This window comes from Roseibium sp. QJM3NY_11 (genome assembly GCF_056173175.1).
Map to the genome: position 1 here is coordinate 2,137,469 of NZ_CM149660.1, position 21,700 is coordinate 2,159,168.

The 21,700-nt window shown below is 63.1% G+C and carries 18 protein-coding genes; 17 read left to right on the forward strand and 1 reads right to left on the reverse strand.

Annotated elements, in window-relative coordinates:
* From ftsL to recN, 17 genes are all read left to right on the forward strand, one after another.
* Entirely contained in the window at positions 1-354 is a 354-nt protein-coding gene (gene ftsL, locus AC0VX3_RS09805; RefSeq protein ID WP_342891897.1) for a cell division protein FtsL, read from the forward strand.
* 10 nt (positions 355-364) lie between these two features.
* On the forward strand, positions 365-2,077 hold the full coding sequence (locus AC0VX3_RS09810; protein WP_475524553.1) for a peptidoglycan D,D-transpeptidase FtsI family protein: 1,713 nt from the start codon (positions 365-367) through the stop codon (positions 2,075-2,077).
* Positions 2,078-2,178: 101 nt separating this feature from the next.
* Positions 2,179-3,648, forward strand: a complete 1,470-nt coding sequence (locus AC0VX3_RS09815; RefSeq protein ID WP_475524554.1) for a UDP-N-acetylmuramoyl-L-alanyl-D-glutamate--2,6-diaminopimelate ligase — start codon at positions 2,179-2,181, stop codon at positions 3,646-3,648.
* On the forward strand, positions 3,645-5,075 hold the full coding sequence (locus tag AC0VX3_RS09820) for a UDP-N-acetylmuramoylalanyl-D-glutamyl-2,6-diaminopimelate--D-alanyl-D-alanine ligase (RefSeq protein WP_475524555.1): 1,431 nt from the start codon (positions 3,645-3,647) through the stop codon (positions 5,073-5,075). The genes AC0VX3_RS09815 and AC0VX3_RS09820 overlap by 4 nt, the downstream gene beginning before the upstream one ends.
* 10 nt (positions 5,076-5,085) lie before the next feature.
* Positions 5,086-6,171: a phospho-N-acetylmuramoyl-pentapeptide-transferase gene (gene mraY, locus AC0VX3_RS09825; protein WP_348149620.1), complete on the forward strand. Its 1,086-nt coding sequence runs from the start codon at positions 5,086-5,088 to the stop codon at positions 6,169-6,171.
* 4 nt (positions 6,172-6,175) lie between these two features.
* A complete protein-coding gene (murD, locus tag AC0VX3_RS09830) occupies positions 6,176-7,576 on the forward strand; it encodes a UDP-N-acetylmuramoyl-L-alanine--D-glutamate ligase (protein WP_475524556.1) in 1,401 nt (466 codons plus the stop codon).
* 1 nt (position 7,577) lies between these two features.
* Positions 7,578-8,735 carry a putative lipid II flippase FtsW gene (gene ftsW / locus AC0VX3_RS09835; protein WP_348149616.1) on the forward strand — a complete coding sequence of 386 codons (1,158 nt, stop codon included), beginning with the start codon at positions 7,578-7,580 and terminating at the stop codon, positions 8,733-8,735.
* Positions 8,736-8,753: 18 nt separating this feature from the next.
* Positions 8,754-9,860: an undecaprenyldiphospho-muramoylpentapeptide beta-N-acetylglucosaminyltransferase gene (gene murG / locus AC0VX3_RS09840; RefSeq protein ID WP_475524557.1), complete on the forward strand. Its 1,107-nt coding sequence runs from the start codon at positions 8,754-8,756 to the stop codon at positions 9,858-9,860.
* A complete protein-coding gene (murC, locus tag AC0VX3_RS09845; RefSeq protein ID WP_475524558.1) occupies positions 9,857-11,257 on the forward strand; it encodes a UDP-N-acetylmuramate--L-alanine ligase in 1,401 nt (466 codons plus the stop codon). The genes murG and murC overlap by 4 nt, the downstream gene beginning before the upstream one ends.
* 13 nt (positions 11,258-11,270) lie before the next feature.
* Entirely contained in the window at positions 11,271-12,242 is a 972-nt protein-coding gene (murB, locus tag AC0VX3_RS09850; RefSeq protein WP_475524559.1) for a UDP-N-acetylmuramate dehydrogenase, read from the forward strand.
* Positions 12,242-13,168 carry a D-alanine--D-alanine ligase gene (locus AC0VX3_RS09855; protein ID WP_475524560.1) on the forward strand — a complete coding sequence of 309 codons (927 nt, stop codon included), beginning with the start codon at positions 12,242-12,244 and terminating at the stop codon, positions 13,166-13,168. Before murB ends, AC0VX3_RS09855 begins: the two co-directional genes overlap by 1 nt.
* Positions 13,156-14,070: a cell division protein FtsQ/DivIB gene (locus AC0VX3_RS09860; RefSeq protein WP_475524561.1), complete on the forward strand. Its 915-nt coding sequence runs from the start codon at positions 13,156-13,158 to the stop codon at positions 14,068-14,070. The genes AC0VX3_RS09855 and AC0VX3_RS09860 overlap by 13 nt, the downstream gene beginning before the upstream one ends.
* The gene (gene ftsA, locus AC0VX3_RS09865) at positions 14,067-15,389 is read left to right on the forward strand and encodes a cell division protein FtsA (protein ID WP_342891909.1); all 1,323 of its coding nucleotides are present in this window, start codon (positions 14,067-14,069) and stop codon (positions 15,387-15,389) included. Before AC0VX3_RS09860 ends, ftsA begins: the two co-directional genes overlap by 4 nt.
* 115 nt (positions 15,390-15,504) lie before the next feature.
* Positions 15,505-17,286 (forward strand): cell division protein FtsZ, encoded by a 1,782-nt coding sequence (ftsZ, locus tag AC0VX3_RS09870; protein ID WP_475524562.1) that lies wholly within the window; start codon positions 15,505-15,507, stop codon positions 17,284-17,286.
* Between the two features lie 254 nt (positions 17,287-17,540).
* On the forward strand, positions 17,541-18,485 hold the full coding sequence (lpxC, locus tag AC0VX3_RS09875; RefSeq protein ID WP_475524563.1) for a UDP-3-O-acyl-N-acetylglucosamine deacetylase: 945 nt from the start codon (positions 17,541-17,543) through the stop codon (positions 18,483-18,485).
* 216 nt (positions 18,486-18,701) lie between these two features.
* A complete protein-coding gene (locus tag AC0VX3_RS09880; protein WP_342892604.1) occupies positions 18,702-19,550 on the forward strand; it encodes an outer membrane protein assembly factor BamD in 849 nt (282 codons plus the stop codon).
* A 104-nt stretch (positions 19,551-19,654) separates the two neighbouring features.
* Entirely contained in the window at positions 19,655-21,322 is a 1,668-nt protein-coding gene (recN, locus tag AC0VX3_RS09885) for a DNA repair protein RecN (RefSeq protein ID WP_475524564.1), read from the forward strand.
* A gap of 155 nt (positions 21,323-21,477) precedes the next feature.
* Here the strand turns inward: recN and AC0VX3_RS09890 are convergent, their stop codons facing one another.
* A complete protein-coding gene (locus AC0VX3_RS09890; protein WP_475524565.1) occupies positions 21,478-21,663 on the reverse strand; it encodes a hypothetical protein in 186 nt (61 codons plus the stop codon).
* Between the last annotated feature and the right edge of the window lie 37 nt (positions 21,664-21,700).

The following is a 21,700-nucleotide window of genomic DNA, read 5'->3' on the forward strand; positions in this document are numbered from 1 at the left end:
ATGGTTCGGACGCTGAACATCCTGTTCATACTGGCGGTCGTGATCGGTGCGGCAACCGTCTACGACATGAAGCTTGCGGCGACGAAGTCTGCCGAGAAAGTGGCCGACCTCCAGCGCAGGATCGACGAGGAGCGCGATGCGATCCGGCATTTGAAAGCGGAATGGAGCCTGCTGAACAAGCCCGACCGTCTGCAGTCTCTGGTCGAACGTTACAACGATTATCTGCAGCTCGATGCGCTCGATGTGAAGCAGATCGTGACGCCGGAAGACTTGCCGGCCCGTCCGGTCATGCTTGAGCCGATCGGCGGCAATCAGATGGGTGGCTACGCCGGCTCGTCCACGGTGATCCGGTGAGGAGCTGACAATGACGACGGTAAGTGAACCGGCAAGTTTTCTTCAGGTGCGGCGCGTGCAGCCGAAGGCAGTGCGCGGTTCGGTCTCCTCCAGTGCGGTGAAATCGCGCGTCTATGTCGCCATGCTGGCTTTCGCCTGTGTCTACTTGGCGATCGGGGGGCGGCTGGTGATGCTCGCGCAGATGGAAGAGGCACCTTCGCGTGCCTGGATCTCCGCGCAGGATTCCGTTTCGGCATCGCGTCCGGACCTGATTGACCGCAACGGGGAGATCCTTGCGACCGACATCAAGACAGCGTCGCTTTTTGCGGAGCCGCGGCGCATCCTGGATGTTGACGAGGCGGTCGAGGGGCTGATCCGGGTTCTGCCCGAACTCGATGAACCGCTCGTGCGCCGCCGGCTGGAAAGCGGGGCCGGATTTGTCTGGCTGAAGCGGGAATTGACGCAGCAGCAGGCCAAGGACGTGCATAATCTTGGCGTGCCGGGCATCGGCTTCCTTTCTGAAAACCAGCGGTTTTATCCGGGCGGTCCGACGGCCGGTCACATCGTCGGCTCGGTCAATGTCGACAATCAGGGACTGGCGGGTATCGAGAAGTATATCGACGATGCGTGGCTGGCCGATCTCCAGTCCCTCGGCTTCACGTCGGACCGGGGCATGGAATCCGTGCGGTTGTCGGTCGACCTGCGTGTGCAGCATGTGGTGCGCGACGAACTGGTCAAGGCAATGGAGCGCTACCAGGCAATCGCCGCTGCCGGCATCGTGCTGGATGCCAAGACCGGCGAGGTGGTGGCGATGTCCTCGTTGCCCGATTACGATCCGAACGACAGGTCGCAGGCGCTTGAGAAAGACCGTCTGAACCGGGCGACCGGAGGCGTCTTTGAAATGGGCTCTGTGTTCAAGTCGTTTACCACCGCAATGGCGCTGGATTCGGGCGCGGTTTCCATCAATGACAGTTTCGACGCGACGCGCCCGATCCGGGCCGCAGGAAAGACCATTACCGATTTCCACGGGAAAAACCGGATCCTCTCGGTGCCCGAGATCTTTATCTATTCCTCGAACATCGGCACCGCGAAAATGATGCTGGCGACCGGGGTCGCGCGGCAGAAGGAATTCCTCGGGCGTCTGCATCTGACCAAGCGCCTCGACACCGAGCTGCCGGAAAACGCTGCCCCGCTGCTGCCGCCGAAATGGAACGAACTTGCCGCGATGACGATTTCCTTCGGCCATGGCCTGTCCGTCACCCCGATGCAGACCGCCGTTGCGGCGGCTGCGGTGGTCAATGGCGGGATCCTGCTGCCGCCGACCTTCCTGCCGCGTGGGCAGGACGACGTTCAAAAGCTTGGCAAACAAGTCCTTTCTCCGGAAGTCAGCCGGATGATGCGCTATCTTTTCCGCCTGAACGTCCTGTCCGGATCCGGCCGCAGGGCCGACGTTCCGGGCTATACGGTCGGCGGGAAAACAGGCACTGCTGAAAAGATCGAGAATGGCCGCTATGTCAACAACAAGCGTCGCAACTCGTTTCTGTCCGCCTTTCCGATGGACGATCCGCGCTACGTGGTTCTTGTCGTGATCGACGAGCCGAAATCCGAGCGCGAAGGCATCGGCGCCACCGCCGGTCTCAACGCAGCGCCGGTCACCGGGGCGATCATTCGCAGGTCCGCGCCGATGCTCGGTGTGATGCCACGTTTCGGCAAGGGGGATGAACCAATCGAGATTTCCTATTAAGGAGACGTGACGGGCTTTGAATGCTGGCGGGGTCGCAGCCGATTTCCGGTCTTTTTCAAAAGCTCAATGCCAGGACGACGCACAGCAGATGATCGGTACACATGGATCTTGAATATCTGGCCGCCGGCCTCTTCGTGCCTGAAGCGGCGAACGGTCTGAAAATCTCCGGATTGACGGCGGACAGCCGCAAGGTGCAGCCCGGCTTTCTGTTCGCCGCCTTCAAGGGGGCGTCGGTCGATGGAGCGCGGTTTGTCCCGGACGCGGTCGCGGCCGGGGCTGTTGCTGTTTTATGCTCAAGCGACGACGTTGACACGGTAAGGGCTTCCTGTGGCGCAAAGGCCGCCATCATCGGCGCCGATGAACCGCGTCAGGCGTTTGCCTGGATGGCGGCGCGGTTTTACGGAAACCAGCCGGACACGATCGTTGCCGTGACCGGCACCGCGGGCAAGACGTTGGTTGCGCATTTCGTTCGCCAGATATTCCAGTCCGCAGGCCATCCGGCCGCGAGCCTCGGTACGCTCGGTGTCGTCAAGCCAGGTGGCGAAACCTATGGCGGGCTGACCACGCCCGACCCCGTCTCCTTGCACCGTCTCCTTGCGGAGCTGAAGCGCGAAGGCGTCAATCACGTGGCTCTGGAAGCCTCCTCGCACGGGCTGGACCAGCACCGGCTCGACGGGGTGCGCCTGACTGCTGCGGCGTTCACCAATCTTGGCCGGGACCACATGGACTATCATCCGACCATGGAGGACTACCTGCGCGCCAAGTTGCGGCTTTTTTCCGAGTTGCTGCCCCTGGGCGCGAGCGTTGTGGTCGATCCAGGTGAAAAATACGCCGACCGGGTGCTGGCCGAGGCCGCGAAGCGCGGCCTTCCGGTCTTCTCCGTGGGGGAATCCGGCAAGGATCTCAAGCTGGCCGGATTGAAGCCTGTCGGGGCGGGCCAGGAACTGACGCTGATTTCGGCCCGTGGCGAATACAAGGTAACCTTGCCGCTGATCGGGCGGTTCCAGGTTGCCAATGCGCTGGTCGCGGCGGGGCTTGCCATCTCCGCCGGGCTCGATACGGGGGCGGTTCTGCGCGCGCTGGAAAACCTGAAAGGCGCGCCGGGACGGCTTGAACTTGCCGGAGAAACCGGGCGGGGCGGACTTGTCTTCGTCGACTACGCGCACAAACCGGACGCGCTGGACAACGCCCTGGCGGCGTTGAAACCCTTCGCCAGAGGCACTCTTTCAGTGGTGGTCGGGGCCGGCGGCGACCGCGATTCCGGTAAACGGGCGTTGATGGGTGCTGCGGCTTCGCGGCATGCGGATCTTGTGATCGTCACGGACGACAATCCGCGTTCGGAAAAACCGGAAGACATTCGCAAGGCGGTTCTGGAGGGCGCGCCCGGAGCGCTCGATATCGGCGACCGTTTCGAAGCGATCGCGGAAGGCGTCCGGCGCCTCCGGTCCGGCGATATCCTGTGTGTTGCGGGAAAAGGTCACGAAACGGGCCAGATTGTTGGCGACACAGTGATTCCCTTTTCCGATCACGAAGCCGTCAGGCGCGCCATCAGTCTTGAAGGAAACACATGAGCGACCCGCTTTGGACCCTGGATGCCTTTGTCGAAGCTGCCGGTGGCAGCACCAGGGGCGATGCCGGTGCGGACATTACCGGAATATCCATCGACAGCCGGACGCTTGAACCGGGCGAAGCCTTCGTTGCGATCCGGGGTGACCGGCTGGATGGCCATGATTACGTCGCAGCGGCTCTGGAGGCGGGCGCATCGGTTGCCCTGGTCGCCGAGGATCGCCTGGCGGAGCTGCCCGAAGACGGTCGGTATGTCGTGGTCGCCGATCCGATGGAGGCCCTGCGCGGCCTGGCTGTCGCCGCGCGTGCCAGAACCGGCGCCCGTATTGTCGCGGTCACCGGATCCGTCGGCAAGACCGGTACCAAGGAAGCTCTCAGGCTGGCGCTGGCACCTTCCGGCAAGGTTCACGCTTCGGTCGCCTCCTTCAACAATCACTGGGGTGTTCCGTTGACACTGGCGCGCATGCCCGCGGACACCGAATACGGGGTCTTCGAAGTCGGCATGAACCATGCGGGTGAAATCACGCCGCTGGTCAGGATGGTGCGTCCTCATGCGGCGATCATCACGACGGTGCAGCCGGTTCATCTGGAATTCTTCGACAGCGTGGAAAAGATCGCTCAGGCCAAGGCGGAGATCTTCGAAGGGCTCGAGCCCGGCGGCGTTGCCATCCTCAACAGGGACAATCGCCAGTACGATCTGCTGAAGTTCCTGGCGGCCACCGCCGGAGTATCGACAATCCGTACTTTCGGTGAGGATCCCGCCGCGGACAGCCACGTGCAGAAGCTGGCCAGCTATCCGGCCGGCTCCAGCGTCGATGCGTCCATACTGGGCAACGAGATCACTTTCAAGATCGGCGCGCCGGGCAGGCATCTGGTCAAGAACAGCCTGGCGGTGCTGACCGCGGTGGTGGAACTGGGAGCCGATCTGGCAAGAGCCGGTCTGGCCCTCGATACCATGCGCGCACCCAAAGGGCGCGGCGAGGTCACCCGGTTGCCGCTGCCCGACGGAGACGTTGTCCTGATCGACGAAAGCTACAACGCCAACCCGGCCTCAATGCGCGCGGCGCTCGCCGTCCTCGGCGAAGCGCCGGTGACACGGCCCGGTCGGCAGATCGCGGTTCTCGGCGACATGCGCGAACTGGGATCCGATGCCGACCGGCTGCACGCCGAACTGCTGCAGCCGATCACCGAAGCCGGAATCGACACTGTCTATTGCGCCGGGCCGCACATGCACGCGCTCTGGCAGGACCTGCCGCACGATCTGCGCGCGCATTACTGCGAGGACGCGAAGGATCTGCACGAGGTGCTGCTGAACGACGTCAGGGCCGGCGATGTGGTGATGATCAAGGGATCGCTCGGAACCCGCATGGGTCCGCTTGTCGAGACCTTGAAAAAAGAATACCCGCCTGCGGACGATATCGCAGCGGAATAAGGGGCAACTTATGTTTTATTTCTTGGGGCAATTCGCGGATCAGGTTTCGGCACTGAACGTGTTCCGCTACATCACCTTCCGGACCGGCGGCGCGATCATGACCGCCCTTTTCTTCGTGTTTCTGTTCGGACCACGCATTATCGCCAGCCTCCGGCTTCGCCAGGGTCACGGCCAGCCGATCCGCTCCGACGGGCCGGAGAGCCACCTTCTGACCAAGAAGGGAACGCCGACGATGGGCGGGCTGATGATCCTGTCCGGGGCGCTGATGGCCGCGCTGTTGTGGGCGGATCTGTCCAATCCTTACGTCTGGGTGGTGATCGGTGTCACGCTCGGGTTCGGCGGCATCGGTTTTTATGACGATTACCTCAAGGTGACCAAGTCCTCCCACAAGGGGTTCGGCGGAAAGGCGCGGCTGGGGCTGGAGTTTCTGATCGCGGCCATTGCCGCCTATGCGGTCACGCTGCTGGACACGTCGGAATACTCGGAGGCCATCACCTTTCCCTTCCTGAAGGAATTCACCCTCAACCTCGGACTGATCTTCATTCCGTTCGCTGCCTTCGTGATGGTCGGAGCCGGCAATGCGGTCAATCTGACCGACGGGCTCGACGGTCTGGCCATCGTGCCCGTCATGATCGCCTGCGCCTCCTTCGGCCTGATCGCGTATCTCTCGGGCAATGCGGTCTTCGCCAGCTATCTGCAGATCCATCATGTGTCCGGCACGGGTGAACTCGCGGTGATCTGTGGTGCCGTGATCGGCGCCGGACTGGGCTTCCTGTGGTTCAATGCGCCACCGGCGGCGATCTTCATGGGCGATACCGGCTCGCTCGCGCTCGGCGGCATGATCGGGGCCATTGCCGTGGCCACCAAACACGAGATCGTTCTGGCAATCATCGGCGGTCTGTTCGTTCTGGAAGCGGTCTCCGTGATCGTGCAGGTGATTTCATTCCGGCTGACCGGAAAGCGGGTGTTCCGGATGGCGCCGATCCACCACCATTTCGAGATACTGGGGTGGACCGAGAGCCAGGTCGTGATCCGCTTCTGGATCATCTCCGTCGTTCTGGCCCTGATCGGCCTTGCCACGCTGAAGCTGAGGTAAGTCCATGATCCCGGTCACCACATTTCAAAATCAAAAGGTCGCCCTGTTCGGACTGGGCGGATCCGGACTGGCCACGGCGCGTGCGCTGAGGGCGGGCGGTGCCGATGTGGTGTGCTTTGACGACAATCAGGCCCGCGTCGAGCAGGCGGTGTCCGAAGGGATCGAGACCCTTGACCTGCGCGCTCTCGACTGGTCCGGGGTTGCCGCGCTGGTGCTTGCCCCCGGCGTGCCGCTGACCCATCCGGCGCCGCACTGGTCCGTGGAACTTGCCCGCGATGCGGGGGTGGAGATCATCGGCGACGTGGAGCTGTTCTGCCGGGAGCGGCGCAAATTCTGTCCGGCGGCGCCGCTGATCGCGATCACGGGGACCAACGGCAAGTCGACCACCACCGCGCTTGTGGCTCATCTTCTGAAGGAACTGGGGCTTGACGGGCAGATGGGCGGCAATATCGGCACGCCGATCCTGGAGCTGGAGCCGCCGCAGCCCGGCCGGCATTACGTGATCGAATGCTCGTCCTACCAGATCGACCTGACGCCGTCCCTGGACCCGTCCGTCGGCATTCACCTGAACCTGTCGCCGGACCATCTCGACCGGCATGGCTCCATGGAGCACTATGCCGCGATCAAGGAGCGTCTGGTCGCCGGATCGAAGGTTGCTGTGGTCGGCGTCGATGACGGGCTGTCATCGGCGATTGCCGACCGGCTGGAACTGGCGCGCAAACCGGTCTGCCGCATTGCCGGGGAACGCGAACTCGCGGACGGGATCTACGCCCGGCACGGCCGTCTGATCGAGGCGCATGGCGCGTCGCAGACGGAAGTCGCGCACTTCGGCGGGATCGACAGCCTGCGCGGGGATCACAACGGCCAGAATGCGGCCGCCGCCTTTGCAGCGCTGCGCGCCCTGGAACGTCCGGCCGCCGATATTGCGGCCGCGATGAAAACCTTTCCGGGGCTCCATCACCGGATGGAGGTCGTCGCCAAACAGGGACGGGTGCTGTTCATCAACGACAGCAAGGCGACGAACGCGGATGCGGCGGCCCGGGCCCTGGCAAGCTTCGAACGGATCTACTGGATCGCGGGCGGCCGGGCCAAGGCAGGCGGCATTTCCTCGCTCGAGGAATATTTTTCGAAGATCGCCAAGGCCTTTCTGATTGGCGAGGCCGCCGGAGACTTCGCCAAGACGCTTGAGGACCGCGTGCCTTGCGCGGTCAGCGGCACCCTGGCTCAGGCGGTCCGTGATGCTGCCGCCGAAGCCGCCGAAGACGGCGCCGAGGAGATTGCAATTCTGCTGTCGCCCGCCTGCGCGAGCTTCGACCAGTTCCCGAATTTCGAATTGCGGGGCGCTGCTTTTGTAGATGCGGTGCGTGCCTTGCCTGACGCCGGCAACACTCAGGAGGTCGCTTGACATGGTTTCGCGCGCTGACCGCAGCCGCTTCGCCGAATGGCTCTGGACCGTGGATCATTACATGCTGGCCGCCTTCGGTCTGCTGATGGTCGGCGGAGTGGTGCTGTCCTTCGCCGCGAGCCCGCCTGTGGCCGAACGGCTGGGCGTCGATACGTTTTTCTTCGTCAAGCGTCAGGCCATGTACCTGATCCCGGGCATCATGATCATGCTGGCCGGGTCGCTGATGGCACCGCGCGTGATCCGCCGGGCCGCGCTGATCGTGTTTGTCGTGTCGCTGGTCCTCCTGATCGCGACCCTGTTCGTCGGGTTCGAGGCCAAGGGCGCACGCCGATGGATCTATCTGGCCGGGTTTTCCCTGCAGCCGTCGGAATTCCTGAAACCCGCCTTCGTGATCCTGATTGCCTTTCTGCTGTCGGAAAGCGGTCGCCGGCGCGAGGTTCCAGGGGTCCTGTTCGCTTTCGTGCTTTTCGCCATTTGCGCCGCGCTTCTGATCGCCCAACCGGATTTCGGCCAGACCATGCTGCTTGGCATGGTCTGGGCCGGGCTGTTCTTCCTGAACGGCATCTCCTGGATGATCATCATGGCGCTTGGGGCCATTGGCGTGGCCGGGCTGTTCGCCGCCTATGCCTTCCTGCCGCATGTGACCAACCGTGTCGACCGGTTCCTCGATCCGGCTTCGGGCGACACCTATCAGGTGGACACGGCCAGGGATTCCTTTCTTGCCGGTGGCTGGTTCGGTCGAGGTCCGGGGGAGGGCACCGTGAAGCGCATTCTGCCGGACAGCCACACCGACTTCATCTTCGCCGTCGTCGGTGAGGAATTCGGCGTGATCGTCTGCCTGCTGCTGGTTGCGATCTTTGCCTTCATCGTGCTGCGCGGCCTGAAACATGCAAGCCGCGACCAGGATGCGTTCAGCCGTCTGGCGACGGCGGGACTGGTGGTTCTCTTCGGCCTGCAGGCGACCATCAATCTGGCGGTGAACCTCCATCTGATGCCGTCGAAGGGCATGACATTGCCGTTCATTTCCTATGGGGGGTCGTCGATGCTGTCGTCCGCAATGACCGCCGGCGCCATCCTGGCGCTCACCCGCAGACGACCGCAGCCGTCGCGGGGTGACGTTGTCACCGTGAGCCGGCTTTCACCCTCGTCCCTGATGTAAGTTTTCTGATCGGTTTCCATGAGCAAGACAGTTTTATTGACGGCCGGCGGATCAGGCGGCCACCTCTTTCCCGCACAGGCGCTCGCCGACGAGCTGATCCGGCGCGGCTGGATCGTGGAACTTGCGACCGACGAACGGGCGGACAAATACGGCAGCGCCTTTCCCGCGCGCAAGGTTCACATCATCGCTTCCGAAACCCTGCGGGGGCGCAATCCCGTAGCACTGGCAAGGACGGCGGTGCGCCTGCTGCTGGGAACGGTGCAGGCCCGCAAGGTGATCCGTTCGCTGAAACCGGATGTGGTTGCGGGGTTCGGCGGCTATCCGACCTTTCCGCCGATGTTCGCCGCGCGGTTGACCGGCACCCCGTCGATCCTGCACGAGGCCAATGGTGTCATGGGGCGGGCCAACAGGCTGCTGGCGAAAGGCGTGACCGCGATTGCGACCAGCCTGCCCATGGACAACCTGCCGGAAGACTTCACGGACAAGCTCGTGGAGACCGGCAACCCGGTGCGGGACGCGGTGCTGAACGCTTCGGAAATATTCTATACGCCTCCGGACACCCACGGGCTGTTCAGGCTGCTTGTGTTCGGCGGGTCCCAGGGGGCACGGTTCTTTTCGGACCTGCTGCCGCCGGCGCTTGAAAAGCTTGCGCCGGAGGCCCGGGCACGGCTACGGGTGGTGCAGCAGTGTCGGCCGGAAGACATGGACCGGGTGCAGGCTGCCTATGACGAGCTCGGTGTTCAGGCCGAATGCGCGCCGTTCTTCCAGGACATGCCCCAGCGCATCGCTCAGGCCCAACTGGTGATCTGCCGTTCCGGCGCTTCTTCCGTTAGCGAACTCAGCGTTCTCGGCCGGCCCGCGATCCTGGTGCCGCTGCCCGGTGCGCTTGATCAGGACCAGGCGGCGAATGCGAAAGTGCTGGAGAAAGTGGGCGGCGGATGGCCGATCCCGCAGGCCGACCTTTTCCCGGCCCGCCTGGCCAGCGAGCTCGAGCGTTTCATGAACGCTCCGAACCTGCTCATCGAGGCCGCCAGACAGGCGCGCAGCGTTGCCCGGCCGGACGCGGTGAAGCGGCTGGCCGATCTGGTCGAGAAAGTATCGAATTCACAAGGAGACCGGCCATGAAGATGCCGCAGGATATCGGACCGGTCCATTTCGTCGGCATCGGCGGAATCGGCATGAGCGGCATTGCCGAGGTGCTGAAGACGCTGGGCTATGAAGTGCAGGGGTCGGACATGGCGGAAAACGCCAATGTCCAGCGTCTGCGCCAGAACGGCATCTCCGTAACGGTCGGTCATTCGGCGGACAACCTCGGGGATGCGGAAGTGCTGGTGGTGTCCTCCGCGATCCGCAAGGACAATCCGGAACTGGTTGCCGCCCGGGAAAAGCTGATCCCGGTGGTGCGGCGCGCGGAGATGCTGGCCGAACTGATGCGCTTCAAGCAGGCGATCGCGGTCGGCGGCACCCACGGCAAGACCACGACCACATCCATGGTCGCCGCGCTGCTGGACGCCGGAGGGCTTGATCCGACCGTCATCAACGGCGGCATCATCAACGCCTACGGCACCAACGCCCGTATGGGCAAGGGCGACTGGATGGTGGTCGAGGCCGATGAAAGCGACGGTACCTTCGTCAAGCTCCCGGCCGATATCGCCATCGTCACCAACATCGATCCGGAGCACCTGGACCACTACGGCGATTTTGCCGGCGTGCGGGCGGCATTCCGCCAATTTGTCGAGAACGTGCCCTTCTACGGCTTCGCCATCATGTGCCTGGACCATCCGGAGGTCCAGACCATGATCGGGACCATCGAGGACCGCAGGGTCGTCACCTATGGCACAAACCCGCAATCGGACGTGCGGTTCACGGATGTCTCCATGGATGGAGGCAAGTCGATCTTTTCCGTCACCATCCGGGACCGGCGCAGTCAGGAAGTCACCGAGCTGAGAGACCTTGTCCTGCCGATGCCGGGCCTGCACAACGTCGCCAACGCCACCGCGGCGATTGCGGTGGCGTCCCAACTCGGCGTCGGGGCGGACAATCTCAGGAAGGGCATTTCCGCCTTTGGAGGCGTGAAACGCCGCTTCACCCATACCGGCACAGTGATGGGTGTCGAGATCTTCGACGACTATGCGCATCATCCGGTGGAAATCAGGGCCGTGCTGCATGCTGCCCGCGAATCCGCCAAGGGCAAGGTCATCGCGGTCATGCAACCGCATCGCTATTCCCGGCTGCACAGCTTGTTCGACGACTTTTCCAACTGCTTCAACGATGCGGATGCGGTGATCATCGCGCCTGTGTATGCCGCCGGCGAGCAGCCGATCGAGGGGGCCGGTCATGCCGATCTGGTTTCGGGCATGAAAACACGCGGACACCGGCAGGTCCGGGCCATCGAGGGGCCGGAAGAGCTGGCAGGGGCCGTCAATGACATCGCGGAGCCGGGCGACTATGTGGTCTGTCTCGGGGCGGGCAACATCACGCAATGGGCCTATGCGTTGCCGAAACAGCTCGAAGATCTTTAAGGGAGGCCAGTTGATGAGTTTCCCGGACCTGCTTGAGCGGCTACCCCAATTGTCCGAAGGCATTCGTGGCAGGCTGACGGCGAACCAGCCGCTTGCCGCCGTGACCTGGCTCCGCACGGGCGGGCCCGCGCAGTTGATGTTTCAGCCGGCGGACGAGGACGATCTGGCCGCGTTCCTGAAGAAGCTGCCCCGCGAGATTCCGGTTCTGCCGGTCGGGCTGGGGTCGAACCTCCTGGTGCGCGACGGCGGGCTCGAAGGCATTGTTGTCCGGCTGAGCGCGAAGGGCTTCGGCGCGGTCACGGATATCGGCGGCAACCGGCTTCGTGCCGGTGCGGCGGTTCCCGACAAACGGCTGGCGGAAACCGCCGCTGCCGCAGGGCTCGGGGGGTTTGCGTTTTACACAGGAATTCCGGGGGGGTTGGGCGGCGCGCTCAGGATGAATGCGGGCGCCCATGGCACCGAAACCCGGGAGCGCATGGTGCAACTCACGGCCATAGACCGGGACGGCGCTCGTGTCGTCCTTGAAAACGCCGACATGGGCTATGCCTATCGCCATTCGGCTGCGCCTGCGGACCTCGTTTTTACCGCCGCCGTGTTTGAAGGCGTGCCGCGGGACGAGGCCGCAATCCGCCAGGAGATGGCGGATGTGGTTGCCCACAGGGAAAAGGCCCAGCCGATCCGGGAGAAAACCGGTGGCTCCACGTTCAAGAACCCGCCCGGCACGTCCGCCTGGAAAGAGGTGGACGCCGCCGGATGCAGGGGGCTCACGATCGGCGGTGCGCAGATGTCTCAGATGCACTGCAATTTCATGATCAACACGGGCAATGCGAGCGGCCATGACCTGGAACTGCTGGGAGAGACCGTGCGGGCGCGGGTGTTGAAGCACAGCGGTATCCGGCTGGAATGGGAAATCAAGCGTCTGGGCGCGTTCGGGCCCGAGGGTGAGATCGAACCGTTTTTAGGTGAACAGGGGGAGCCAGCGTAATGGCCGCGAAACATGTTGCCGTCCTGATGGGCGGCTGGGTCGCCGAGCGCCCGGTCAGTCTGTCCACCGGTGCCGAATGCGCCAAGGCGCTGGAGGAGGCCGGCTACAGGGTCACCCTCATCGACGTGGACCGGAATGTCTCGGCCGTGTTGAAGGATCTGAAGCCCGACGTGGTCTTCAATGCGTTGCACGGTCCATTCGGCGAGGACGGCTGCGTTCAGGGAATTTTAGAGTTTCTTAACATCCCCTACACCCATTCCGGCGTGATGGCCTCGAGCCTGGCCATGAACAAGGTGAAGGCCAAGGCGGTGATGGCGGCGGCCGGTGTTCCGATAACGGATCACGTGGTTGTGAGCCGCAGCGAGATCCTGCGCGACCACCCCATGGCGCCCCCCTACGTGCTCAAGCCGATCAATGAAGGATCGAGCTTCGGTGTCCTGATTGTCAAGCAAGATCAAGAGTTTCCGCCACAGGAGCTGAGCCGCGGGGACTGGCCGTTTCCCGAGGTTCTGATGTGCGAGAAATTCATCAGGGGGCGGGAGCTGACCTGTGCGGTGATGGATGACAGGCCCCTCGGCGTCATTGATATCATTACCCAGGGGCAGGCCTTCTACGATTATGACGCAAAGTATGCACAGGGCGGTTCAAAACACATTCTTCCTGCGAAAATTTCACCGATTGTTTACCAAACCATTGAGACACTAGCAGTCAAGGCACATCAGTCTCTCGGATGCCGTGGCGTTTCCAGAGCCGACTTCCGGTTCGATGAACGCGAGGACGGGACCGGAGACCTGATCTGTCTTGAAGTGAACACGCAGCCAGGCATGACGCCGACTTCCCTTGTGCCCGAAATGGCGGCCCACAAGGGAATGAGTTTCAAGGACCTGGTAAGCTGGATGGTTGAGGACGCGAGTTGCTGTCGCTAGCACGCAAAAGGACCCGGGACTTACTGACCCCGCTGGAGGCCGAACTGGCTCCGCGCGGGCGTGGTGTCGCGCGTTTGCACCGTCAGCCGGTCTGGCGGTCGGCCGGTCGGCTGGCCCATCTGCCACGGTGGACGGGATCGGCTGCTGCTCTGGGTTTCTTAACCTTAACAATTGGTTATGGAATAGTCATAGGCGGCCACGGTCGCCTGGTCTCCGATGCGCTGCTGTCTGCGGCAGGCTTCGGGATCGAGGCGGTCAAGCTGTCCGGCCAACGTGAAATCAACGAGTTCCAGATCCTGGAAGCCCTCGAGATCCATGAAGGCACGTCGCTCGCCCTGTTCGATGCCGCCGGCGCGCGCGCACGCCTCGACCAGATGGCCTGGGTGAAGAACGCCTCCGTGATGAAGCTCTATCCGAGCACGCTGCAGATCAATATCGAGGAACGGGTTCCCTATGCTCTGTGGCAGCGCGGAGACCTGGTCTCGATCGTGAACGAATCAGGCGACGTGATCACCGACGAAGTCGACGGCCGCTATGCCAATCTGCTGCTGGTGGTCAATCACGGGGCGCAACGGCGGGCGACGGAAATCAACACCGCGCTGGAAAACGTGCCGGCCCTGCGGCCGCGGGTTCGTGCCGCGTTCCTGGTGTCCGACCGGCGCTGGGACCTGCAACTGGAGAACGGCATTTCAATCCGGCTGCCCGAGGGCAATATCGATGCGGCATTGGCCGATCTGGTGGAAATGGATGAGGAGAGCGGGCTTCTGTCACGCGATATCGTTGCGATCGACATGCGTCTTGCGGACCGTATCACGGTCCGCCTGTCTGACGAAGCCGCCGAAGAACGCAAGATCATGACCGGCGGCGAGGGCCGGTCCGGCAGGAAGGAGCGGGACACATGAGCCGTTCCGGAAGCCACCTGTACCTGCCCAGAATGCGGCCGCTGCCGAGCCGGCGCTCGGTCATCATGTCCGTGCTGGACGTGGGATCGACGAAGGTCTGCTGCCTGATCGCCAAACTGGTGCCTCGGGACGACATGTCGATCCTGTCCAGCCGCTCGCACAAGGTCGAGGTTCTCGGCTACGGCTATCAGCGCTCGCGCGGCATCAAGTCGGGTGTCGTCGTCGACATGGATGCGGCCGAACAGGCCATCCGGCAGGCGGTCGACAGCGCCGAGCGCATGGCGGGTGTGACGGTTGAATCGCTCATCGCCAACGTGAGCTGCGGCCGGCTTCAGAGCGAGATCTACAGTGCCAGCGTGCCCCTGGCCGGTGACAGCGTCTCGGAAGCCGATATCCAGCGGGTCCTGTCGGCCGGCTCGAGCCATTCGATCACGGACGGGCGGGCGGTGACCCACGCCCTGCCGATTTCCTATTCTCTCGATGGCAGCCGGGGCATTCGCGATCCGCGCGGCATGATGGGCAACAAGCTCGGCGTCGAGATGCAGGTGGTTACCGCGGAAATCCCGCCGGTGCGCAACCTCGAACTGTGCATCAACCGTGGCCACCTGCATGTGGAAACCATGGTGGCGGCCCCCTTCGCCAGTGGCCTGTCGACCATTGTCGACGATGAGGCCGAGCTCGGCGTGGCCTGTATCGACATGGGCGGCGGCACCACGACGCTGTCGGTCTTCGTCGACGGGCACATGGTTCATCTTGATGCGATCGCCGTTGGCGGCAATCACGTCACGACCGATATCGCCCGCGCCTTCGCGACCCGTCTCCAGGACGCGGAACGCCTGAAAACGCTTTATGGTTCGCCGCTGAGCTCCAGCTCGGATGACCGTGACCTGCTCACGGTGCCGCCGCTGGAAAGCGACAGCGACCTGCCGAACCAGATCCCGCGCTCGGCGCTGACCCGGGTCATCCGGCCGCGTGTGGAAGAAATCCTAGAACTCGTGAGAGATCGGCTGACGGCGTCCGGATTTGCCGGACGTGTCGGCAAGCAGATCGTCCTGACCGGAGGCGCAAGCCAGCTCACGGGTCTTGGAGAAGTTGCGCGTCACATCCTGGGGCGCAACGTCCGTCTTGGCCGGCCTCTAGGCGTCGCCGGTCTTCCCGAGGCTGCCAAAGGACCGGCATTCGCCGCCGCGGTCGGCCTCCTGATTTATCCGCAGGTCGCCCAGATCGAACAGTTCGAACACAAGAACCGTCGATCCGGGTGGAGCGGTCAATCTGGTTATCTGTCCCGTGTGGGGCAGTGGATCAGGGAAAGCTTCTGACGAGATGAGCCAAGAAGACGACAGCCAGGAATCGGATCTGCCGGCAGCGGCAGTAGAAATTAGGGAAGAAGAGGCCTCTCCCGTATCGGGGGCGCCAGTGGGTCGCGAGGATAATATGACCATCAACCTGAAGATGCCCGACATTCAGGAGCTGAAGCCGCGGATTACGGTTTTCGGCGTCGGCGGTGCGGGCGGAAATGCCGTCAACAACATGATCACTGCGGGTCTCCAGGGGTGCGACTTCGTTTGCGCCAACACGGATGCCCAGGCGCTGGCCATGAACCAGTCCGAACGCCTCGTCCAGATGGGTGTGGCCGTCACGGAGGGTCTTGGAGCCGGATCGCAGCCGGAAGTCGGCTCCGCCGCTGCCGAGGAAGTGATCGACGAGATCAACGATCACCTGTCCGGGTCGCACATGGTGTTCATCACCGCCGGCATGGGCGGTGGCACCGGTACCGGGGCCGCTCCGGTGATTGCCCGCGCGGCACGCGAACAGGGCATCCTGACCGTCGGCGTGGTGACCAAGCCGTTCCAGTTCGAAGGCGCCCGCCGCATGCGGATCGCCGACAGCGGCATCGATGAATTGCAGCGCAATGTCGACACGCTGATCGTCATTCCGAACCAGAACCTGTTCCGGATCGCCAACGCGCAGACCACCTTCGCCGACGCCTTCGCGATGGCCGACCAGGTGCTTTATTCGGGCGTTGCCTGCATCACCGACCTGATGGTGAAGGAAGGCCTTATCAACCTCGACTTCGCCGATGTGCGCTCCGTGATGCGGTCCATGGGCAAGGCGATGATGGGAACGGGTGAGGCCAGCGGCGAGAAACGTGCGCAGCAGGCCGCCGAAGCCGCCATCGCGAACCCGCTTCTCGACGAGTCCTCGATGAAGGGCGCTCGGGGCCTGCTCATCTCCATCACCGGCGGCAACGATCTGACGCTGTTCGAGGTGGACGAGGCGGCGACCCGCATTCGCGAAGAAGTCGATGCCGACGCCAACATCATTCTGGGCGCGACCTTCGACGAAACGCTGGACGGCATCATCCGTGTCTCCGTCGTGGCAACCGGCATCGACCGGGAGGAGGGCGCATTGGCCGCTCCGTTTCAGTCCGCCGCCGCCACACAGTTCGTGAAATCCGACGCGCCGGCTGCAGGCCGCACTCCGGAAATCGCAACCGCACGGACGGCTCCGGCTGCGCCAAAGCCCCGCACCGAGGATGCCGCCGCCAAAGCCGTCGCATCCCTGGAAAAGGAACTGGCCCTGCCGGATCAGCAGACGGTTTCCGTGGCCAGCGATCCCGATGTCGAGATCAAGAGGGTGCAGCCTGCCAGCGCCTCGATGACAGGCAAGGCCTCCATGATGGATATCGAGGAGGAAAGGCCGGCCGCCGTCGTGGACGACACGCCGGTCAGCCAGCCCTATATCCCGCCGGTCGCTGCGGAACACAATCCGGCACCGCGTATGCCTAGGGTCGAGGATTTTCCGCCGATTGCCCAGCGGGAAATCCTGGCCCAGCAGACGGCGCCGGCCGATTCGCAGGCGGCCGCACCTGCACGGGCTGCCGCACAGCCTCAACCGGCTCCGGTCTATGAGGATCACGCGGAACTCGGCGATCACGAGGACGACGAGCGCCGGCCGATGGGGCTTTTGCGGCGCCTTGCCAGCGGTCTCGGCCGCCGTGAGGAAGACGAGGAAATGGAGCCGTCCGCAGCGCCTGTTACTCCCCGTCCGGCACCTCAGATGCAACCGGCAACGCGGGCACCGCAACAGCGTGCCGCTTCGCAGGGGGCCGCTGGCCAGCTCGACGGCACGGGCCGTGCAGCGCCCAAGCCTGCCAGTGCCAGTGAAGACGAGCAGTTGGAAATCCCGGCGTTCCTGCGCCGCCAGGCCAACTGAATCAAAACGCGATCTGTTTCCCTGATTGCCCAGCCCGGAGTTCACGCTCCGGGCTGTTTTGTTACAGGAAAGATTTTTCTGTTTGTAATCAATACCTTGCGTTTGTGTGGATCGTTACAAACCGTAATAAAGCTTTATTTCGTTCTGCCCTAGAACAGGACTATCTTCCCCTTCATCGCGGGATCGTTAAGGAACCGTAACTTCGCTTGGGCGAATTCGGACCTTTTTGACCGCAAACCGGAAGGGCAGGGTTTATGACCACATATGTTGACCGACAGACCACGCTTGCCGATCAGGTGACCCTGAGCGGGATCGGTGTTCATTCGGGCAAGCCCGCGTCGATCAGCCTAGTACCCGCCGAAGCTGGTGTGGGGATTGTGTTCACCCGCACGGATCAGGATTCCACGATTGAAGTTCCGGCTCTCTGGAGCAAGGTTTCCGCGACCGCCCTTTGCACTGTCCTCGGAGATCCCTCGAATGAAGGGGTCGCAACCGTCGAGCACCTGATGGCCGCGCTGTTTGGCATGGGTGTCGACAATCTGGTCGTCGAGATCGACGGGCCGGAGATGCCGGTCATGGACGGCAGCAGTTCAGCATTTGTCGAGGTGATCGAACAGATCGGCCTGAAAAAGCTGGATCGCGGCCGCCGCTACCTCAAGATCCGGAAGCCCGTCCGGGTCGATAACGGCACCGCATGGTGCGAGCTGCATCCCTACAACGGGACGCGGTTCGACATCACCATCGATTTCGACACGCCGCTGATCGGCCGTCAGCAGTACGCCGCGGACATCACGCCGGACGTGTTCCGCGAGGACCTGTCGCGTGCCCGGACTTTCGGTTACGTGAAGGACGTCGAGCAGCTCTGGAAGATGGGCTTCGCGCTCGGGTCGTCCCTGGAAAACTCCGTTGCCATTGCCGAAGACAAGGTGCTCAACCCGGAAGGCACCCGCTGGCCGGACGAATTCGCGCGCCACAAGGCGCTCGACGCCATCGGCGATCTTGCTCTTGCCGGACTGCCGATCCTGGGCCTCTACCGGTCCTACAAGGGCGGGCACAAGATGAATCATGCCATTCTGGTGAAGCTTTTCGAGGATCCCAGCGCGTTCGAGCTGGTCGAATCTCCGGGTTTTCGCAAGGTTGGACAGGTGGACAAGGGCGGTCTGGCTGCCGCGGCGGCCTTCGGTCCGGACGTTTCCTGACGGCCGTTTTCCGGCCGGGCGTCGGAGTTGGCATATTTCAATTCAGCGGAATTCGGCCTTCTTGCCATAAAATTGCTTAAAAAAACCGTCACATGGCCGATCAGGACGTGGCGGGGGCAGGCAAACTCCGTTAAACACTCCTGTCGATGAAATTGGAAGGCTGCGGTATTCGCGGTCGATGGGCTGCTACTGCCCGGGAGCATAGGCGTGAACGGAATGGAAACCGGTTCTGAAGTCAGCAGAACCCGACGCATCAGGATTTTCCTGAAAATGGCCGTTCTGGCCGTGCCGATCGCGCTTGTGGGCTGTGGTGGCAAGGATGATCTGGATGAGCTTGCGCTCAACGACACGCCTCCTGAAGTCCTTTTCAATGAGGGACTGGCGTTGCGTGCCCAGGGCAAGCTGCGCGACTCGACCCAGAAGTTCGAAGAACTCGACAAGCTGTATCCCTATTCCGAGTATTCCAAGAAGTCGCTGGTGAACCTGGCGTATCTCAATTACACGCGCGGCAAGTACACGGAGACCGTGACCGCGGCGAAGCGTTTCGTCACGCTTTACCCGGGTGACGAGGACTCCGCCTACATGCTGTATCTGGCCGGCCAGGCCTATTTCCGCCAGATGCCGGACATCACGCGCGATCAGGGCGTGACGCGCAAATCCGCTGCTGCTTTCAACGAGCTGATTCAGCGGTTTCCGGAGTCCGAATATGTGCCGGACGCGGAACAGAAACTGCGGGTCGTCAAGGACCAGCTCGGCGGCAAGGAAATGCAGGTCGGGCGGTACTACCTGGAAAAACGCAACTACATCGCCGGGATCAACCGGTTCAAGACGGTTGTGGTCGACTACCAGACCACACGGCATGTGGAAGAGGCCCTGTTCCGTCTGACGGAAGCCTATTACGCGCTGGGGGTGGTCAACGAGGCGCAAACGGCGGCTGCGGTGCTGGGGCACAACTATCCCGACAGCCAGTGGTACAAGGATGCCTACGCTCTTTTGAACAAGGGTGGCCTTCAGCCGACAGAGGACAGTGGCAGCTGGATCAGCCGTGCCTTTAAAAGTATTTAGCCCCTCGGATCACGATAGACGTTGAAATGCCCTGACGGTCTCTGGCAAGACTGCTCGGACCTCCTATATGGTGGGCCGCGCAGAACTTATGGGAGCTTCCTTTCATGCTGGTCACGCTGTCTATTCGTGACATCGTCCTGATTGACCGCCTTGATCTTGATTTTGCCGCGGGCATGTCGGTTCTGACAGGCGAAACCGGCGCCGGAAAATCCATCCTTCTGGATTCGCTTTCGCTGGCGCTCGGTGCGCGCGGCGATGCGGACCTTGTCCGGCACGGCGAGGCCCAGGGGCAGGTGACGGCGGTGTTCGACGTGGCAGCGAACCATGCGGTGCGGGTCTTCCTCAAGGAAAACGACGTTGACGATGACGGCGACATCATTTTGCGCCGGATACAGACCGCCGATGGCCGCACCCGTGCCTTCATCAACGACCAGCCGGTCAGTGCCGGCCTGTTGCGCCAGGCAGGTGGTCTGCTCGTCGAAATCCACGGTCAGCACGACGACAGGGCCCTGGTCGATCCGGAGAGCCACCGGGCGCTGATCGATGTGTTCGGGGGGCTGAGCGGCGATGTGGAGGCGGTCTCGCGTGCGTTCGCCGCATACAAGGCCGCCGAAAAAGCCGTGACGGACCATGAGCGCCGGATCGCGGCGGCACGCAATGAAGCCGATTATCTCAAGTCGTCGGTCGAGGAACTGTCCGGACTGAAGCCGGAGGCCGGAGAAGAAGACCAGCTCGCCGCCCGCCGGACGGACATGATGCAGGTTGAAAAGATCGCAGGTGATCTGAACGAGGCGTTCGAGACCCTCAATGGCTCGGCGTCCCCCATACCCGAGCTTGCCAGCCTGTTGCGCCGTCTGGAGCGCAAGTCCGACCAGGTGCCGCATCTGCTGGCGCAGCCTGTGCGCACGCTCGCGGAGGGGCTGGACCTGTTGGAGGAAACCCGGGGCGGTCTGGAAAATGCACTGCGGCAGACGGAATTCGATCCCAGGGAACTCGAGAGTGTCGAGGAGCGGCTGTTCGCGCTTCGTGCCGCCTCGCGGAAATACTCCGTTCCGGTAGATGGCCTGGCCGCGCTGTGCGCGGGCATGGCCACTGATCTGGCCGATCTCGACGCGGGGGAGGACCGGCTGGCGGCCCTGGTGGACGCGGCGGCCAAGGCCTGCGCGGACTACGACAAGAAGGCGGCCGCACTGTCTTCCAGACGCGCGCGTGCTGCCAGGGCGCTGGAGAAATCCGTCGAGGCCGAGCTCCCGGACCTGAAGCTGGAGCGCGCGAAATTCATCGTGGAATTCACCAGCGACCCGGGCAGCCGGGGCCGCAGCGGCATCGACCAGCTGGAATTCCACGTCCAGACCAACCCGGGCACCCGGCCCGGTGCGATGATGAAGGTTGCGTCCGGAGGCGAACTCTCCAGGTTCCTGCTGGCTCTGAAGGTTTCACTGGCCGACAAGGGCTCAGCGCCGACGCTGGTGTTCGACGAAATCGATACCGGGGTCGGCGGGGCGGTGGCGGAAGCCATCGGCCTGAGGCTGGCGCGCCTGGCACGCAGTGTTCAGGTTTTGACGGTGACGCATGCGCCGCAGGTTGCGGCCCGGGCGGAGGGCCATTTCCTGATCGCCAAGGAAGCTCTGAAACCGGATCGCGTGGCGACACGGGTCCAGCGTATCGATGCCGATCACCGCAGCGAGGAAATCGCGAGGATGCTGGCGGGAAGCGTCATAACGGAAGAAGCGCGGGCGGCGGCGCGCAGGCTGCTGACGGTCGGTGAGTGACGGCGACGCGCCTGATTGCCCCGGCCTGGCGGTTGCGGAATACGGCTCAACCGGAGCATCGCCAGGCGCGATAGGGGCGTCTGACACGCCGCACAACAGTGCCGGTTGGGTGTTCAAGCCAACCGGCACATGTTTCAAGTCCGATGCGGATGATTTCAGTTCGCGTCCAGCTTCGGCAGGCTCAGCTCGATGCTGAGGTCGTCGTCTTCCGTGAAATAGCCGTTGAAGTAGAACAGGCCGCCGGCGATGAGCGCCACGACAAGGGCTCCCGCCATGAACCAGCCTGCGCTGCTGCCGGTCGATGTCGCTGCACCATGCGTGTCACGGTCCTGGAAAGCCATTTCAGTCTCCTGTCGTTCAAACTCTGTCCGGCGGCAG

Coding starts and splice junctions, on each gene's coding strand:
- ftsA (WP_342891909.1), top strand. CDS start 14,067: ATGAGCCGTTCCGGAAGCCACCTGTACCTGCCCAGAATGCGGCCGCTG.
- AC0VX3_RS09855 (WP_475524560.1), top strand. CDS start 12,242: ATGGCCGCGAAACATGTTGCCGTCCTGATGGGCGGCTGGGTCGCCGAG.
- mraY (WP_348149620.1), top strand. CDS start 5,086: ATGTTTTATTTCTTGGGGCAATTCGCGGATCAGGTTTCGGCACTGAAC.
- AC0VX3_RS09810 (WP_475524553.1), top strand. CDS start 365: ATGACGACGGTAAGTGAACCGGCAAGTTTTCTTCAGGTGCGGCGCGTG.
- AC0VX3_RS09890 (WP_475524565.1), bottom strand. CDS start 21,663: ATGGCTTTCCAGGACCGTGACACGCATGGTGCAGCGACATCGACCGGC.
- murC (WP_475524558.1), top strand. CDS start 9,857: ATGAAGATGCCGCAGGATATCGGACCGGTCCATTTCGTCGGCATCGGC.
- ftsL (WP_342891897.1), top strand. CDS start 1: ATGGTTCGGACGCTGAACATCCTGTTCATACTGGCGGTCGTGATCGGT.
- lpxC (WP_475524563.1), top strand. CDS start 17,541: ATGACCACATATGTTGACCGACAGACCACGCTTGCCGATCAGGTGACC.
- ftsW (WP_348149616.1), top strand. CDS start 7,578: ATGGTTTCGCGCGCTGACCGCAGCCGCTTCGCCGAATGGCTCTGGACC.
- murD (WP_475524556.1), top strand. CDS start 6,176: ATGATCCCGGTCACCACATTTCAAAATCAAAAGGTCGCCCTGTTCGGA.
- recN (WP_475524564.1), top strand. CDS start 19,655: ATGCTGGTCACGCTGTCTATTCGTGACATCGTCCTGATTGACCGCCTT.
- AC0VX3_RS09820 (WP_475524555.1), top strand. CDS start 3,645: ATGAGCGACCCGCTTTGGACCCTGGATGCCTTTGTCGAAGCTGCCGGT.
- ftsZ (WP_475524562.1), top strand. CDS start 15,505: ATGACCATCAACCTGAAGATGCCCGACATTCAGGAGCTGAAGCCGCGG.
- AC0VX3_RS09880 (WP_342892604.1), top strand. CDS start 18,702: ATGGAAACCGGTTCTGAAGTCAGCAGAACCCGACGCATCAGGATTTTC.
- murG (WP_475524557.1), top strand. CDS start 8,754: ATGAGCAAGACAGTTTTATTGACGGCCGGCGGATCAGGCGGCCACCTC.
- AC0VX3_RS09815 (WP_475524554.1), top strand. CDS start 2,179: ATGGATCTTGAATATCTGGCCGCCGGCCTCTTCGTGCCTGAAGCGGCG.
- murB (WP_475524559.1), top strand. CDS start 11,271: ATGAGTTTCCCGGACCTGCTTGAGCGGCTACCCCAATTGTCCGAAGGC.